The 16,391-nt window shown below is 64.9% G+C and carries 16 protein-coding genes; 6 read left to right on the top strand and 10 right to left on the bottom strand.

The annotated features are described in order from the left end of the window. Entirely contained in the window at positions 1-921 is a 921-nt protein-coding gene (htpX, locus tag GSH16_RS13580; protein WP_160856018.1) for a zinc metalloprotease HtpX, read from the bottom strand. Between the two features lie 58 nt (positions 922-979). Here htpX and GSH16_RS13575 point away from each other — a divergent pair, with 58 nt between their 5' ends. Both GSH16_RS13575 and GSH16_RS13570 read left to right on the top strand, forming a co-directional pair. Beyond that, the gene (locus GSH16_RS13575) at positions 980-1,168 is read left to right on the top strand and encodes a DUF1674 domain-containing protein (protein ID WP_205524115.1); all 189 of its coding nucleotides are present in this window, start codon (positions 980-982) and stop codon (positions 1,166-1,168) included. Positions 1,169-1,254: 86 nt separating this feature from the next. Continuing rightward, positions 1,255-2,178 (top strand): hypothetical protein, encoded by a 924-nt coding sequence (locus GSH16_RS13570; RefSeq protein ID WP_160856014.1) that lies wholly within the window; start codon positions 1,255-1,257, stop codon positions 2,176-2,178. Positions 2,179-2,206: 28 nt separating this feature from the next. Here GSH16_RS13570 and polA read toward each other — a convergent pair whose 3' ends face one another. Next, positions 2,207-5,038, bottom strand: a complete 2,832-nt coding sequence (gene polA / locus GSH16_RS13565) for a DNA polymerase I (RefSeq protein WP_160856012.1) — start codon at positions 5,036-5,038, stop codon at positions 2,207-2,209. A 1-nt stretch (position 5,039) separates the two neighbouring features. Beyond that, positions 5,040-5,219, bottom strand: coding sequence for a zinc-finger domain-containing protein (locus tag GSH16_RS13560; protein WP_160856010.1), 180 nt, complete (start codon positions 5,217-5,219; stop codon positions 5,040-5,042). Positions 5,220-5,326: 107 nt separating this feature from the next. Between GSH16_RS13560 and GSH16_RS13555 the strand changes: the two genes are divergently transcribed. Then, complete coding sequence (locus GSH16_RS13555) at positions 5,327-6,280, top strand: ABC transporter ATP-binding protein (RefSeq protein ID WP_160856008.1); 954 nt, start codon at positions 5,327-5,329, stop codon at positions 6,278-6,280. 16 nt (positions 6,281-6,296) lie between these two features. On the opposite strand, the gene GSH16_RS13550 is transcribed toward GSH16_RS13555, so the two are convergent. Both GSH16_RS13550 and GSH16_RS13545 read right to left on the bottom strand, forming a co-directional pair. Beyond that, positions 6,297-6,680 (bottom strand): HIT domain-containing protein, encoded by a 384-nt coding sequence (locus GSH16_RS13550; protein WP_160856006.1) that lies wholly within the window; start codon positions 6,678-6,680, stop codon positions 6,297-6,299. A 29-nt stretch (positions 6,681-6,709) separates the two neighbouring features. Beyond that, positions 6,710-8,281, bottom strand: coding sequence for a DUF5928 domain-containing protein (locus tag GSH16_RS13545; protein ID WP_160856004.1), 1,572 nt, complete (start codon positions 8,279-8,281; stop codon positions 6,710-6,712). A 175-nt stretch (positions 8,282-8,456) separates the two neighbouring features. Here GSH16_RS13545 and GSH16_RS13540 point away from each other — a divergent pair, with 175 nt between their 5' ends. Beyond that, a complete protein-coding gene (locus GSH16_RS13540) occupies positions 8,457-9,257 on the top strand; it encodes a sulfotransferase family protein (protein ID WP_160856002.1) in 801 nt (266 codons plus the stop codon). 75 nt (positions 9,258-9,332) lie between these two features. On the opposite strand, the gene GSH16_RS13535 is transcribed toward GSH16_RS13540, so the two are convergent. The 4 genes from GSH16_RS13535 to nth form a co-directional block, all read right to left on the bottom strand. After that, positions 9,333-10,376 carry a DctP family TRAP transporter solute-binding subunit gene (locus GSH16_RS13535; RefSeq protein WP_160856000.1) on the bottom strand — a complete coding sequence of 348 codons (1,044 nt, stop codon included), beginning with the start codon at positions 10,374-10,376 and terminating at the stop codon, positions 9,333-9,335. Further along, positions 10,376-11,950 (bottom strand): substrate-binding domain-containing protein, encoded by a 1,575-nt coding sequence (locus tag GSH16_RS13530; protein ID WP_160855998.1) that lies wholly within the window; start codon positions 11,948-11,950, stop codon positions 10,376-10,378. Before GSH16_RS13530 ends, GSH16_RS13535 begins: the two co-directional genes overlap by 1 nt. Positions 11,951-12,210: 260 nt before the next feature. Beyond that, a complete protein-coding gene (locus GSH16_RS13525) occupies positions 12,211-13,209 on the bottom strand; it encodes an adenosine kinase (protein ID WP_160855996.1) in 999 nt (332 codons plus the stop codon). After that, positions 13,206-13,850 (bottom strand): endonuclease III, encoded by a 645-nt coding sequence (gene nth / locus GSH16_RS13520; protein ID WP_160855994.1) that lies wholly within the window; start codon positions 13,848-13,850, stop codon positions 13,206-13,208. Before nth ends, GSH16_RS13525 begins: the two co-directional genes overlap by 4 nt. Before the next feature lie 109 nt (positions 13,851-13,959). On the opposite strand from nth, the gene GSH16_RS13515 reads away from it, so the two are divergent. Together GSH16_RS13515 and GSH16_RS13510 are read left to right on the top strand one after the other, a co-directional pair. Then, entirely contained in the window at positions 13,960-14,850 is an 891-nt protein-coding gene (locus GSH16_RS13515) for a methylated-DNA--[protein]-cysteine S-methyltransferase (RefSeq protein ID WP_160855992.1), read from the top strand. 58 nt (positions 14,851-14,908) lie between these two features. After that, positions 14,909-15,550 carry an OmpA family protein gene (locus tag GSH16_RS13510; protein WP_160855990.1) on the top strand — a complete coding sequence of 214 codons (642 nt, stop codon included), beginning with the start codon at positions 14,909-14,911 and terminating at the stop codon, positions 15,548-15,550. 72 nt (positions 15,551-15,622) lie between these two features. Here the strand turns inward: GSH16_RS13510 and GSH16_RS13505 are convergent, their stop codons facing one another. Continuing rightward, on the bottom strand, positions 15,623-16,387 hold the full coding sequence (locus GSH16_RS13505; RefSeq protein ID WP_160855988.1) for a hydroxypyruvate isomerase family protein: 765 nt from the start codon (positions 16,385-16,387) through the stop codon (positions 15,623-15,625). Positions 16,388-16,391: the final 4 nt, after the last annotated feature.

The raw sequence follows: 16,391 nt of genomic DNA, 5'->3' as shown, positions 1-16,391 counted from the left end.
TTACCTGCGGCGGCGCACGGTGGGCACGGTCGAGCGGCGCACCGGAGCAGCCTCGGCCGGGCGGACCCCTGGCCCGCGGCCCTGCTTATCGGCCATTTCCACCAGCGCGGCAATCCGGTTCTCCGTATTGGGATGGGTGGAGAAAAGATTGTCCATCCGCGCGCCCGACAGCGGGTTTATGATGAACATATGCGCCGTGGCCGGGTTGCGTTCGGCCTTGGCCATCTCCACGTGCGACACCCCGGCGGAGATCTTCCGCAATGCCGAGGCAAGCCCGAGCGGATTGCCCGATATCTCGGCCCCCAGCCGGTCGGCGGAATATTCCCGCGTGCGACTGATCATCATCTGCACGATCATCGCGGCAATCGGGGCGAGGAACACTGCGAGCAGCATGCCGACGACCCCGAGCGCGCCGCGGTCGCGCCCGTTGCCGAAGAAGAGCCCGAACTGCGCCAGCATCGAGATCGCGCCCGCAATCGTGGCCGCAATCGTCATGATCAGCGTATCGCGGTTCTTGATATGCGCCAGTTCGTGCGCCATCACCCCTTCGAGTTCCTCGCGGCTCAGAAGCGACATGATGCCTGTTGTTGCCGCAACAGCGGCATTTTCCGGGTTCCGGCCGGTCGCGAAAGCATTGGGCTGGTTGTCGCGGATCAGGTAGACCTTCGGCATCGGCAGGCCCGCATTGCGCGCGAGGCGCTCGACCATGTCGTAAAGCTCGGGCGCGCTCATCCGCGTCACCGGCTCCGCCTGATACATCCGCAGCACCATCTTGTCGGAATTCCAATAGGCGAAAATGTTGGTCCCGAGCGCGAAGAGAAACGCCAGAATCACCCCGGTGCTGCCGCCAAGCAGCCATCCGACCACCATGAAAAGCGCTGTCATCCCGGCCAGCAGGATGCCCGTCTTGATGATATTCATGCCCCGTCCTCGTTGCGTGCGCCCGCCGGGCGCCCTAAATAGCGTGCAGGAGGAATATATGCCCCGGACCCCGACAGAAAAAGACCGCCGCCTTGCGGAAGCCGCCGAACGCGCGCTGAAGGAGGCACGCGCGCGCCGCGCTGCCGCCACCGAGGCTGACCGGCCGGTCGAGTTGGGCGGACGGGACGGGCCCGAACCCACGCGCTTCGGTGACTGGGAGAAAAAGGGCATCATCAGCGACTTCTGATCCGCTGCCTGCTCCGCTTCCGGACGCATCCGTTTACTCTTTCTTTGCCGCAAACGGCGCAGACTTCCCGTCGAGGAGGTGCGCCCATGGCCCCAGCCTGTTCACGCTTCGGCCGGGACCGGTTCCCGACCCGCATCGCGGTGGCGGCAATGTTTGTGCTCGCCCTTCTGATGCCGCCCGCCCTTGCCGCGCAGGACGGGCTCCCGACGGATGACGGCACGGATGTGGCCCGACCGGCGCCCGGAACGAAGGAAAACCGGCTCTGGCTTCTTTGGGAGCAGATCGAGCATCGGGAAAACAGCTGCCCGCCTTCGGCACCCTGTGACCGGACTCACGCCTATCTCGCGCGGAAGATCGCACCGCCGAGCCAGGAGGAACTGGACCGGTTCATCGGTATGCTTGACCGGCAGGCATTGGCGCGCGGCGAAGCGGCGGAGGATCCGGAGGCTCCGCGGATCTGCACCGAAGGGGATGCGGAACTGCTCATGGGGTTCGACCCCGAAGCGATCGGAATAGCCGACCGTCGCGCGCTGCTCACGGACTTGCAGGGTGTGCATGTTGCCGCCGGTTCGCTCAAGGCACCCGCAGGGTATGACGGCGATTTCGGTGGCACCATTCAGGCGGCCATTGCCGCACGTTTTGCCACCGCCGGCCTGCCCCTGCTGACGGAGGAGGAAATGCGCCAGACACCCGGCCAGCCGAAGCTCAACATCTATTTCTCCAACACCGATGCGGAGACGGGCTGCACCTATTCGGTCTTTGTCTCGCTGGCGCAGACGGTGCTGCTGACCCGCGCGCCGCGGATCAAGCTTGCCGCCGGCACATGGGGCATGGGTGGCCGCCGCGATCCGACGGTCGAGGGCGACGACGAGGCCGCCACCATCCTGCGGGTGATCGACAGTTTCCTGGAGGATTACCGCCTCGCGAACCTGCCCGAGGTCCGCGAGAGCCTGATGGGCACGGGCGCGCCTTCTGAGGAAACCGCGGCGGCCGACACGCCGGCCGACTAACGGCCGGGCCGCGGGCGCGCGCCTGCCGTCAGTGGGCTTCAGCCCAGTTCTTGCCGCGGCCGCTGTCCACGGTCAGCGGCACATCGAGCTTGATCACCGGAAGGTCCGCCCCCTCCATCACTTCGGTGACGGCGTCCGACAGGGCATCGGCCGCGCTTTCGGGCACCTCGAAGATCAGTTCGTCATGCACCTGCAACAGCATCTGCCCGGGCAGTTCGCGCTCGGCCAGCATTTTCGGAATGCGGACCATCGCGCGGCGGATGATGTCGGCCGCCGTGCCCTGAATGGGCGCATTGATCGCCGCGCGCCGCGCGAACCCCGCATGCGGCCCCTTGGCGTTGATCTGCGGCGTGTGGATGCGGCGCCCGAAGAGCGTTTCCACATAGCCCTTCTCTTTCGCCTCCTCGACCGTACGGTCCATATAGGTCCGGATGCCGGGGAACCGCTCGAAATAGGTGTCGATGAAACTCTTGGCCTCGTCGCGCGGGATGCGCAGATTGTTGGCGAGCCCGAAGGCGGAGATCCCGTAGATCACGCCGAAATTGATTGCCTTTGCCTGCCGGCGCACCATCGGGTCCATGCCCTCGATCGGCACGCCGAACATCTCGCTCGCGGTCATCGCGTGAATGTCGAGCCCGTCGCGGAACGCCTCTTTCAGCGCTGAGATATCGGCAATATGCGCCAGAATACGCAGCTCGATCTGGCTATAGTCGAGCGACAGGAGGATATTGCCCTCCTCGGCCACGAACGCCTCGCGGATGCGGCGGCCTTCCTCGGTCCGGACGGGGATATTCTGAAGGTTGGGGTCGGTCGAGGCCAGCCGCCCCGTATTCGCCCCCGAGATCACATAGGACGTGTGCACGCGGCCCGTGTCGGGATTGATATGGTCCTGCAGCGCATCGGTATAGGTGCTTTTCAGCTTCGACATCTGCCGCCAGTCGAGCACCAGCGCGGGGATCTCGTGGCCCTCGGCCGCCAGCGTCTCCAGCACATCCGCGCCCGTGGCATAGGCACCCGTCTTGCCCTTCTTGCCGCCTTCGAGGCCCATTTCGTCAAACAGGATTTCGCCCAGCTGCTTGGGCGAGCCGACATTGAAGCTGCGCCCGGCCTTCTCCTGAATCTCGGCTTCCAGCCCCGCCATTTTCTGCGCAAACGCGTTGGACATGCGGCTCAGATGGTCGCGGTCGACCTTCACGCCGCGCATTTCCATATCCGCCAGCACGGGGATCAGCGGCCGTTCCATGCTTTCATAGACCCGCGTGACCTGCGCCTTGTGCAGTTGCGGTTTGAACATTTTCCACAGCCGCAGCGTGATGTCCGCATCCTCGGCCGCATAATTCACCGCCTCGTCCACCGGCACGCGATCGAAGGTGCGGGCCGATTTGCCTGTGCCGAGCAGCGACTTGATCGGGATCGGGCTGTGGTTGAGATAGCGTTCGCTCAACTCGTCCATCCCGTGACGGTGAAGCCCGCCATGCATCGCGTAGGACAGGAGCATCGTGTCGTCGATGGGCGCGACCGTGATCCCGTAGCGGCGGAAGATCTTCCAGTCGTATTTCATGTTCTGGCCGATCTTGAGGATCGCGGGGTCCTCCAGCATCGGGCGCAGCATGGCGAGCGCTTCCTCGCGGTCCATCTGGCCCGCAGCCCGTTCGCCGCCGCCGAACAGGTCGCCGCTCCCCTCCCCGTCGACATGGGCGAGCGGCACATAGCAGGCCGCGCCCGGCGCCACGCTGAGGCAGACGCCGACCAGATCGGCGCGCATCTCGTCGAGCCCGGTTGTTTCCGTGTCCACCGCGACATGACCGGTTTCGGTGATCCGGTCGAGCCAGGCCTGCAGGCCCGCCGCATCCGTGACCTTCTCGTAGACCGCATCCTCGAAGGCGGCGGTCAGGGCGGGATCGGCCTCGGGCGCGGCGCCGTCGCCGGCATCCTCGAGCGCCTTTGGCGTGTCGTTGATCTCGGGCATCGGCGCGCCGAGTTTTTCCGCGATGCGCTTGGTCAGCGTGCGGAATTCCATCTCCGCCAGAAACCCGAGCGCCGCTTCCGGTTCCGGGTCGCGCACCTCGAGACTGTCGAGGTCGCGGTCGAGCGGCGTGTCTGTGCGCAGCGTCACCAGATCGCGGGACAGGCGGATCTGATCGGCCTTCTCGATCAGCGTCTGGCGGCGCTTCGGCTGCTTGATTTCTTCGGCCCGCTCCAGAAGTGCGTCGAGATCGCCATATTCGTTGATGAGCAGCGCCGCCGTCTTGACCCCGATCCCCGGCGCACCGGGAATATTGTCCACACTGTCGCCTGCGAGCGACTGCACGTCGATCACCCGCTCCGGACCGACGCCGAATTTCTCTTCCACCTGCTCGGGGCCGATATGGCGGTTCTTCATCGGGTCGATCATGTCGACACCCGGCCGGATCAACTGCATCAGATCCTTGTCGGAGGACACGACCGTGGCCCGCCCGCCGGCTTCGACGGCAAGCCGCGCATAGGTGGCGATGATGTCGTCGGCCTCGAACCCCTCGACCTCGATGCAGGGCAGGTTGAAGGCCCGCGTCGCGTCGCGGATCAGCCCGAACTGCGGCACCAGATCCTCGGGCGCGGGCGGACGGTTGGCCTTGTATTCGGGGTAGATGTCGGAGCGGAACGTCTTGCCCTTATGGTCGAAGATGACAGCCACATGGGTCGGTGCATCCGGCCCCTTGGCATCTTCCACCAGCTTGAAGATCATGTTGCAGAAACCCGACACGGCGCCCACCGGCAACCCGTCGGACTTGCGCGTCAGGGGCGGCAGGGCGTGGAAGGCGCGGAAGATGAAGCCCGAACCGTCGATCAGCTGGAGGTGATGCCCCGCCCCGAACGCCACGTCAGTGGCCTGCCGCGGCAGCGCCGGGCTTGAGCACGAATTTCTTGTCGCAATAGGGGCATTCGACGAACCCCTCTTTCGGGTCGATCTGCAGCCAGACGCGCGGATGGCCCAGCTTGCCGCCGTCGCAGCAGATGCGGGAGGAGGTCACTTCTTCGGTTTCCGGCGCGGGAATGCTCATCGATTGGCTCTTTCGCAGGCTTGGTGGTCGATTGATGTTCAACGCGCCGCATGATAGCGATCCCGCCTGCGGCGGCAAGGGCTGCCGCGCGTCATCGAGGGGGTCCCATGCAGGAAAATGCCATCGAAATCCGGGGGCTCAGCAAGACCTATGCCGGACGGGGCGGTAGCGGGCCTGTCGCCGCGCTGAAGGGCCTCGATCTCGACATTCCCAAAGGGTCGATTTTCGGCCTTCTCGGCCCGAACGGCGCGGGCAAATCGACGACGATCAACATCCTTGCGGGGCTTGTGAACAAGAGCGCCGGATCGGTCCGGATCTGGGGCTTCGATCAGGATGTGAACCCGCGCCAGAGCCGCGCCGCGATCGGCGTCGTGCCGCAGGAACTCAACATCGACCCGTTCTTCACGCCGCGCGCGCTTCTGGACGTGCAGGCGGGGCTCTACGGCGTGCGCCGCCGCGACCGCCGGACGGACGAGGTCCTCGCCGCAGTCGGGCTTGCGGACAAGGCCGATGCCTATGCGCGCTCGCTGTCAGGCGGGATGCAGCGGCGGCTCCTGATTGCCAAGGCGCTGGTCCACAGCCCGCAGGTGCTGGTGCTCGACGAACCGACTGCCGGCGTCGATATCAGCCTGCGGCGGATGCTCTGGGCCTATGTGCGCGAGCTTCAGGAGCGCGGCACGACGGTCATCCTGACGACCCACTATCTGGAAGAGGCCGAGGAGATGTGCGACCGGATCGGCATCATCTCCAAGGGCGAGCTGGTGGCCTGTGACGACACCCAGACGCTTCTGCGCCGTCTTGACGGCAAGACAATGGTGCTGACCCCGAAGGAGGCGCTGCCGGACCTGCCTGCTCCGCCGGAGGGCATCACACTGGAGCCTGCGGGCGACGGGCGGCTGAAACTCCACTATGCGAGCCGGACAACGGATGCGGAAGCCGTGCTCGACTATGTGCGCGGGGCCGGCATCCGCATCGCCGACGTGGCGACCGAGGATCCGCGGCTAGAGGATGTGTTCGTGGCGCTGACGGACGGCGACGCGAGCGACACCGCCCCAGCCTGACGGGGCACGCGCAGCTTCAGTCGGCCGGTTGCACCATCCGCCCCAGCACCCGGCCACCGAGGATGTGCACATGCAGATGCGGCACTTCCTGCACGCCGGAGCGGCCGGCATTGGAAATGAGCCTGTATCCCTCTCCGTCCGCACCCGGACCGACGCCGAGAATGTCCACCACCTTGGCGATCATCCGGTTGAAATCGACAATCTCCGCATCGCTCGCCTCGGCCGCGAAATGGTCGTAGGTGACATAAGCCCCCTTGGGGATCACCAGAACATGGTCGGGCGCCATCGGCGCGATGTCGCGGAAGGCAAGGCTGTGATCGCTTTCCGCAACCGTGTCATTGGGGATCTCGCCGCGCAGGATCTTGGCGAAAATGTTCTGGTCGTCATAGGCATAGGCCATTGCGGGCTCTCCTTGGTCGGTGGGCAGGGTCAGTCGAACAGGCCGCGCCGCTCGGCGATACCGGTCGCGCGATCGTCCGGGATGCGCAGGAAGGCGGCGGCGGCATGGGTGTTTGTCTCGTCGGAATCGCGTTCACGCAGGCGGTAGAAGCGCGGCAGGTCGAGGTCGCGCAGCGCTTCCTGCTCGTCGCGGAACTGGCGATCAAGCGCGGAGATCAGGCCGAATGATCCGTCGACCGGCACATCGCCGCCGGCAAGGCCGACCCGCTCGGCATGGCCGCGCAGATAGTCCGCGTCGATGTCACAGTCGATCTGCAGGACGGAGAGCGCGCAGTCGTCGCGCGCGATATCCGCCACCACCTCGGTCTGGCTGGGGTCGAGGCAGATCATCATCCGGTCCGTGTCGCAGGCCTCGAACAGCAGATGCAGGAAGGCGCGGCGATGGCGGGTCCGCTTTTCCCGGCTGTTCTCGATCCCGCCGAGATCAGGCAGCGCCACGTCGCTTTCGTCGAACAGGAACCCTTGGGGGACGATGCCCAGTTCGGCCGCGACACGGTCGGAGAACCGCTTGGCGACATGCCATTTCTTGCAGACCACGACGAGAAGCTCATGCCCGCGCCCGACACTGTTACCCGTCTCCCAGAACCGGTGGGCAAAGCGCCGACCTTCCCGCCCGCGGCCGGACAGGAAGGCAAAAAGCCGGGGCGCCGTATCCTCCAGCGGGCCGGCAGGCGCGTCGCTGTCAAAGAGGTCAAGCAATCGCTGGCGCAGCCGCGCCGCATTGGGTGACACCTTGCGGGCGAACAGCCAGTCCTGCGCCTCCAGCAGATCGGCGTGATCGTCATGGAACACGACCGGCAGCCCGTAATCGGTGAAGAGCAGGAAGGTGAGCGTGCGGTTGGCAATCTCCGCCCGCGGGGTCACTTCCAGCACGAGCGTCTGGAAAAAGGTCTCGTCCGGGATCCAGGTGGACCGGAAGAAGCGCGGAATGTCGGGGCGGTTCGCGATCAGGTCCAGCACCCGGTCGATCGTGCCGTGCCGCAGACACCACCATTGCGACCCGACCATGATCCGCAGGCCGTCGGGCAGCTTGCGCTTCAGACCGAGTTTCTTCTGCAGGTTGAGCGCCGCGTAGAAGAGCGGTTTGCGGTCGCGCTCATTGAACCAGTGACGGTAGACAATCCGATCCTCCTTCAGCCCGACCTTGATCCAGTCGCTGTCGAAAAAATCGTGATGGTCGATATAGTCGCCATCCCATGCGTCGAGCCGCGCATGTATGGCAGCCGCGGATTTGATCGGCAGGCAGTCACCGCTCATCATGTAGAAATGGGTGGCATCGGGAAACCGCGCGCGCGCCGTTTCGATCATGTTGAGCGTGGCCTGAACGAGCGACCATTGCCCCCAGCCGCATTTGACCCGCGGCGCAAAGGCGATCTGCGGATGGTCGGCCAGCGCTCCGGTCAGGACCGTGTAATCGGCGGCGCTGGCCGACGCGTCGAAATGCACCGTCAGGCAATCGCCGCGCGATACCAGCGTCCGGGCCGTTTCCGCCACCCGCTCCGGGTCCTTATGGCACAATAGCAAATAGGCGATCTTGGCCACGAAACCCTGCCCTTCTGGTCGTCGGGGGCGAGAATAGGCCCCGCCCCGCTGCGGTTCCAGCGAAAACCGCCGCCCCCGTCGGGCGACGATCGCATGAACCGCCTTGAAGGCATGTGAATTCTATTATCTTATTGCGCGCGTAGGGTTTATCGAGTGGATCAAGGGGCAATCGGCAATGGGCTTTCCCGGCACCTGGATGACAGAGAGCGGCTCCGTGGCCTATCGGGTGATCCCGAAATGCGCCTGCTCCACCATCGGCCAGATCATGTATTACTCCGACCACGGGCGCTTCTTCGACGGGGATATCCACGATGCGAAGGAAGGGCTTCACAAATGGTCGCAGGACAGCAGCCAGGAGCCGATCAGCACCGCCGTCCGCTCCGGCGAGGTGTTCACCTTCACCTGCGTGCGCAACCCCTACACCCGCATCCTGTCGGCTTTCTTCGACAAGATCGCGGGCATCCAGCGCAACGGCAACCGCTATCGCGGCAATCTGGTGCCGATGCTGGTCCGCAAATACGGGATCGACGTGGATGACGATTTCGACCAGATCGCATCCTTCCGGCGCTTCCTGCTCTTCGCCCGCGACACGATCCGCTTCCGCAAGCCGATGGATCCGGACATCCACTGGTCGGCCATGTCGAGCCACGCGTCGACCCTCATCGCCAATGGCGGGCGCTACGACCTGATCTTCCCGACGGAGGATTTCCGCACCGGCATGCAGGCCGTGCTCGACCGGATCGAAACACCGCATGCTGTCGACCTCGGGTCCATTCCGCGGTTCAACGAAAGCGAAGGGCACGGGCCCAAGCGCGCCTTTCCGGTGGAGGATTATTTCGACGATCTGTCGAACCACCTGATGTTCGAGATCTACAAGCGCGATTTCCGGCTGTTCAAATATGACAAGGAGCCGAACGCAAACCCGCCGAAAAAGGAGATCGATCCCGAGGAGGTGGCGAAGATCCTCGGCGGCTGAACCGTCCTCGGTCCGGAACGGAAAACGGCGGCGCCCCGGGGTGCCGCCGTTTCGGTTTTCAATGGGGACGCTCCGTCAGAAGGGCTTGGCTTCCGCGTTGGCTTTGACCGCCGCCGCCACAAGATCGCGGCCGATCTCGTCACGGAACTGGTCCCAGACGGGGGCGAAAGCGTCGCGCCAGAGCTGCAGCTCCTCCTCGTTCAACCGGATGATGATGCCGTCATCGTCGATAATGTCCTGACGGCGGATCTGGTTGATCTCGAAGGCGAAGCGGTTGCGCTCGTGCGTGGTCAGCTTCAGGAGGCCAAGGAACTTGTCCCGCGTGGCCTGATCGAGCCCGTCGAGGAAGGCCGAACTGGTGACGACCATATAGCCCAGATAGGCAAAGTTCGTCTCCGTCACGGCGGCCTGTTCAAGGTAGAAACCCTTGGTCTGGATGTTCGACCAGGTGTTGTACTGGGCGTTCACCTCGCCGCTGGCCAGCGCGTCATAGACCTTGGAGAATGCCAGGGTCTTGGTTTCCGCCCCGAGCGCACGGAAGGTTGCATCGGTCACGGCAGACGGCTGGATGCGGAAGGTCAGACCGGCCGCATCGGCCGGCACGCGCAAGGGACGCGCGCCCGACATCTGCAACATGCCGTTGGCCCAGAATTCCAGCCCCTGGAACCCCGATGTGTTTATCGAGTTCTTCAGCGCCAGAGCGTCCGGCGTCGAGAGGAACTCCATCACATGCAGCGGGCTGTCGAACAGGAACGGCAGATCGAAAAGCTGAAGCTTCTTCGTGTATTTGCCGAATTTCGACAGGGACGGCGCGGCGAAATGCACGTCGCCCGACAGGAGCGCATCGAAGACGACATCATCGTCATAGAGCTCCGAGTTTCCGTAGATTTCCAGGCAGTAGCTGCCCTGGAATTCCCGGTTGACCCGTTCGGCGAAAGCCTTGGCAGCCTCCCCTTTCGGATGGCCGTCGATTGCGGTGACAAGGCTGAACTTGAGGATCTTCTCCCCGGCGTCGCATTTCGCGGCCGCCAGCGAGGGGCTCAGGATCATGCCTGCCGCCACGGCAAGCGCGGCCAGTCCCGAGCGCAGCCCCGAGACTTTTGCAAGATGGTTGTTCATCATTCCCCTCCGACCAGATCGCGGGTCCAGACTTCAACACGGCGGTTGATCAGGCGGCCCTGAAAGGTTTCGTTGCAGCCAAGCGGCGATATCTCGCCATATCCAAGCACGCGAAACTTCACATTCGGCAAATCACCGCCCGCAGCATCGAGCAGCGCCTGCTGGACCTGGCCCGCACGGTCTGCGGACAGGAACTGGTTGAGGTCGGCCTGGCCGACGGAGTCGGTGAACCCGACGAGGAGGAGCTCCTTATTGTCATACTTGCCTTCCATCAGCTGGGCGGCAAGACGTTGAATATCCGCCTGCGCTTTCGAGTCGAGCTCGGACGAGCCGGTCTCGAAACGGAAGGTGGTGGACAGACGGTCGGCGTTGATGAGTGTCCCGACCATGTCCTGCAACTGGCCGAACGACTGGCCGGCCTCGGGCGCAGTCAGAGCGGAGGCCAGACGCAGACCCTGGGCATTGATCGTCTCGGCGGTGATCGCCTGATCGATGAAACCCGCATCCGCGATAACCTGCTGCGCCATGTCAGACAGGGCGAAATCCATCAGCGCCTTGGCGTGACGGGTTTTCGGCCGGTTGGTCTGATACATGTAGAGACGCCGCGTCAGCGGATATTCCTCGGTCTTGATCGTGAAGGCCGTCGGCGGTGTCTGCAAGCCGCAGACCCCTTCAATGGCCAGACCCTTGGCATTGCGCAGGCTGGCAAAGCCGGTGAAGCCGATGCCATAGGGATCGGCCGAAACCAGATCGGCAATCGCATCGTCATTGTCGACAGAGATGACCTGATCGGCCACGGCCAGCCCGACCGGGCGCATCACGAGGTTGTCGAACACTTCGCGCGTGCCGGAGCTTTCGTCACGGACATAGAGCCGGATCGGCGCATCAGGACCGCCAAGCTGCGACCAGTTGTTGATCCGGCCGGAAAACACTTCGGGCACATCCGTTTCGCGGATCGCGCGGACCGGGTTGTCGCGCGAGGTGACGACCACAAGACCGTCGAGCGCAAGAACCTTCTCGTTTTCCGGATCGGCAAGGTTGCCAAGACCGGCATCGGCGAATGCGCGTGCCTCGCGGTTGCGCAGCGGCCGCGACGTGACGGCGAGGCTGGCCTCTCCGTCGAGCAGCGCCTTCAGACCGCCGGTGGAGCCGAGCCCCGCCAGATTGATCGTGGCCAGATTTTCGTCATTGGCCCCGGTCAGGGTCAGTTCCGACCCGTCATCGGTCAGCGTGTTGAGCACGTCCACGTCGAGGTCGAACCCGTAGGCGTCGATCAGCGCCGGCAGGAAGCCCTCGCTGATGGACTTGGCGCCCGCGATCCGGAAGTCGGACCGCATCAGTTCGGGCGGCGGACAGGCCGCGCCCTCGCAGACTACGCTGAAGGCATCGATTTCCAGCTTGCCGACCGAGGTGGCGAGAATGAACGTCTCGCCGGTGAATTCGAGCAGTTCACCTGTGAGGGTGATGCCACCGTCGGTCGTGCTCAGTTGGACTTCCTGAGCGTAGAGGGCTGGTGAAGAGAGCAGGGCGCCGGCGGCGAGTGCCGCTGCGCTCAGAAGGCTTTTCCCAGGCATTTGGTCTCCATTGGGTAAGCGCCTGCAGCACGTAAGATACCGCCCCCCACGCCATATCGGGATGGCTTCAGGCTGATGAAACTGGTGAGAACAAAGGGTACGAACAGTTTACGCAGATACTTCCACACCCTTGTAGGGGCAGAAATGCGGCGATTCCTAGGCGCGCGACCGCAGGCGCACCGCCCGTGGCACGATAGCCGCGCCACTGTCCCCTATGGGTCACACCGCAATGTCATGAAGGGCGCGGCGCGCGCCGGGGCTCAGAGGTCGAGCCCCGCCTCGCGGAAGAGCTTGTGCAGGTCCGACTCCGCGCGAGCCCCAAGGTGCGAGATCACTTCCGCTGCCGCGATGCAGCCCATGCGCCCGCAGGTCAGAAGGTCGTGATTGCCGATCAGCCCGTAGAGGAACCCGGCGGCAAAAATGTCGCCCGCGCCGGTCGCATCCACAACGCGGGTGGGCATGGCCGGGGCATGAACCTCCTGCTTGCCCTGCGCGATATAGGCGCCTTCGGCCCCTGCTGTGCAGGCCACAAGGTCCACTTCCGCCGCCGCCATGGTCATCGCGATCGACAGGTCATCGGTCTGGTAGAGCGCCCGCAACTCATGCTCGTTTGCAAAAAGCAGATCCACGTCGCGCTGGACCATCTCGCGGAACGCATCGCGGTGCCGCTCGACACAGAACGGGTCCGACAGGGTGATCGACACCCGCCCGCCCGCGGATTTGCAGGCCGCGATGGCCTTGGCGAAGGCGGCATGGCTGTCCGGCCCGTCGAACCGGTAGCCTTCCAGATAGAGCCAGTTGGCATCCGCCATCTGGTCGGTGTCGATATCGGCCGGGGACAGGAATTCGGACACGCCGAGATAGGTGTTCATCGACCGTTCGCCATCGGGTGTGACGAGCACGAGGCAGCGGCCGGTATCCGCATCATGGTCGCGCGGTGCGAGCGGCGTGTCGAACCGCGCGCCCTGCGCGCGGATGTCATGGGCGAAAATCTCGCCCAGCTGGTCGTCTTTGATCTTGCCGACATAGGAGGTGCGTGCGCCGAGCCCGGCCAGCGTCGCGATGGTGTTGGCCGCCGATCCGCCGGACACTTCGCGCGCCGGTCCCATCACGCTGTAGATATCGACCGCCCGTTTGCGGTCGATCAGTTGCATGATGCCCTTTTCCACGCCGCTTGCGTCGAGCACATCCTCCTCGACATGGGCAAGCACGTCGATCATCGCATTGCCGATGCCGACAACGTCCAGGGACTTGGTCATAGGGTCTTCTCCTCGAAGCGACAGAGGTCGGAAATGATGCAGTTGGCGCAGACCGGCTTGCGCGCCTTGCAGATATAGCGGCCGTGCAGGATCATCCAGTGATGCGCGTGGCGCTGGAATTCTGCCGGCACATTGTCCTCGATGGCGCGTTCCACGGCAACAACGTCGCGCCCGACCGCGATGCCGGAGCGGTTTCCGAGCCGGAAGATATGCGTGTCCACCGCCTGCGCGGGCATGCCCCACCACATGTTCAGGACCACGTTGGCTGTCTTGCGCCCGACGCCGGGCAGGCTTTCGAGCGCGGCGCGCGACGACGGCACCTCGCCGCCATAGTCATTGACCAGAATCTCCGCCATGCGGATCACGTTCCTGGCCTTGTTTCGATAGAGCCCGATCGTCTTGATATGCGCGATCAGGCCTTCCTCGCCCAGCGCCAGCATCTTCTGCGGCGTATCGGCAATGGGAAACAGATCGGCCGTTGCCCTGTTCACGCCCTTGTCGGTCGCCTGCGCGGACAGCGCGACGGCAACCAGCAACGTATAGGCGTTCACATGATCAAGCTCGCCTTTCGGCTCCGGCTCGCTGTCGCGGAACCGGCTGAAGACGGCCGACATGTCGGCATAGGGCAGTTGGTCTGGCATCGCAGCCCATCTGCCATGCCATTTGCGCGCGGGGCAACCGATTTCCGCAGGATTCGGGTGGTCTTGGCCCCTGTTCGACTTAAGTTGGGCTTGAAGACGGAGCAGAAGCATGACCCAGACCCACCAGCCTGACCCCTACCATTACGCGGTGATCGCGCGCGCCATCGACTTTATCGACGCGCATCGCACCGACCAGCCGTCACTCGACGCAGTGGCCGAGGCCTGCGGCATGAGCCCGGCGCATTTCCAGCGGGTCTTTTCGCAATGGGCCGGCGTCAGCCCGAAGCGCTATCTGCAATATCTGACCCTCGACCACGCCAAGCAGCTGCTGGCCGAGCATCACACGCTTCTCGACACGAGCGCGGAGACCGGCCTGTCAGGGACCGGGCGGCTGCATGACCTTTTCCTGCGTTGGGAGGCGATGAGCCCCGGTGACTATGCTCGCAAGGGCGAAGGGCTGGAGATCGGTTGGGACTGGATCGACACACCGTTCGGACCGGCGCTTGCGATGGTCACGAAGCGCGGCCTTTGCGGGCTCGGGTTTCAGGGCGACATGACCCCCGACGCCGTGCAGGCCGATCTGCAAAGCCGCTGGCCGAAAGCGCGGTTCTTCCACGCGCCGGCGCGGGTCGCCCCGGTGGCCGCCGCCCTGTTCGGCGCGACGGAGGCCGGCCAGCCGGTCGACCTGCACCTGATCGGCGCGCCGTTCCAGATCAAGGTCTGGGAGGCGCTGCTGGCAATTCCGTCTGGCGAGGTGGCCACCTATTCGGACGTAGCCCGGCGGATCGGCAACCCCAATGCGGTCCGCGCCGTGGGCACGGCAATCGGGCGCAACCCGATCAGCTGGCTCATCCCCTGCCACCGCGCATTGCGCAAATCGGGCGGGCTTGGCGGCTACCATTGGGGTCTGCCGGTCAAACGCGCGCTGCTCGCCCACGAGGCCGTTCGGCGGGATATTGCCGAAGAGCATGGAACTTTGACCCCGGTCATGGGCGTTTGATTGCCGAGACCACGCCCAGAGGGCATAACCGGTCGCGACAGATTCAACAGGAGTTCGCATGACTTACCTTCGCTCTTCCGCCGCCATCGCTCTGGTGGCCACACTCGGCCTGTCGGCCTGCACCAACCCCGACGGCACCAAGAACAACACCGGCACCGGCGCCGCAGCGGGCGCGGCCTTCGGTGCGGCGGCCGGCCAGATCATCGGCGGCGACACGGGCGCAGCCGTGGTCGGCGGCATCCTCGGCGCGGCGGCCGGTGCGGCCATCGGCAACAATCTCGACAAGCAGGAAGCGGCCCTGCGCCAGCAGATCGGCGGCTCGGGTGCGACCATCGTGAACACCGGCGAGCAGCTGGTCGTCTCACTGCCCGAAGCGATCACCTTCGATTTCGACAGTGCCGTCCTCAAGAGCCAGTTCGTGCCCTCGGTCAACGCGATCGCACGGAACCTGAACGAATATCCCAACACTGTCGTGCGCGTGGTCGGCCATACCGACAGCACCGGCTCGGCCAGCTACAACGAACAGCTGTCGCGCCAGCGCGCGCAGAGCGTGGCGAACCAGCTCGCGGCCGGCGGGGTCTCCTCCTCGCGGCTCAGCGTCGTGGGCGTTGGCGCATCCCAGCCGATCGCAAGCAACAGCACCTCCGCGGGGCGCCAGCAGAACCGCCGGGTGGAGATCGTGATCATCCCGACCCGCTGACGGTCGGCGACCAGCACGAACAGACAATTGGCCGGTGCCCGAGCGGGTGCCGGCCTTTTTCATGCATGCATGTCAGGGGTGGCGCAGGCCGGCCATCCAGCCGAGGCTGTCCTCGGTCCGGCCGGGCGGGCGGTATTCCGCGCCCACGGGACGGTCCCAGCCCAGCGCATCGAGATCATGCAGGAAGGGCCTCTGGTCGGGCGTGCTGATATCGGGCGGCCCACGGTCGGGCACGCCCGCGATCTGCACATGGCCGACCATCGGCTGGCAGATGGCGAAGGTGCGCCGGATGTCGAGCCCCATGCGCCCGGCATGGTAGCTGTCGAACATTAGTTTCAGGTTCGGCAGGTCCAAAGCGGCAATGATCTCTCCGGCCAGATCGAAATCCCCAAGAAAATAGCCCGGCACATCTTGGCGGTTGAGCGGCTCGATCAGGATCGTCGGCCCGTCCGCGCCGGCCTGCGCGCAGGCATAGGCCAGATGCTCCTCGAACGCCACCCGTGCCGCGGCCCCTTCGCCGAGACCCGCCATCACATGCACCGCCGCGGACCCGAGCGCCCGCGCGCCGGCAATGGCCTCGTCGATATGGTCGCGCGCCGCCGCGCCCTGCCCCGGCACGGCGGCCAGACCGAACGCCCCTTCCGGCCCGCGGCGCGTGTTGATGCCCATCAGCGGCAATCCGGTGTCAGCCAGCGCCGCGCGGATGGCGGTTGCATCCTCATCATAGGGCCAGTGCATTTCCACCGCATCGAAGCCGGCGCGCGCGGCCGCACGAACGGCCTCCGGCAGGGAAAGTTCGGTCCAGAGGAACCCGAGATTGGCAGAGAATGACGGCATGGAA

It is taken from the genome of Oceanomicrobium pacificus (genome assembly GCF_009833495.1).
In the GTDB taxonomy this organism is placed as follows: Bacteria; Pseudomonadota; Alphaproteobacteria; order Rhodobacterales; family Rhodobacteraceae; genus Oceanomicrobium; species Oceanomicrobium pacificus.
Note: the sequence above shows the minus strand (reverse complement) of the source record. Positions and strands in the feature narration are given on the sequence as shown.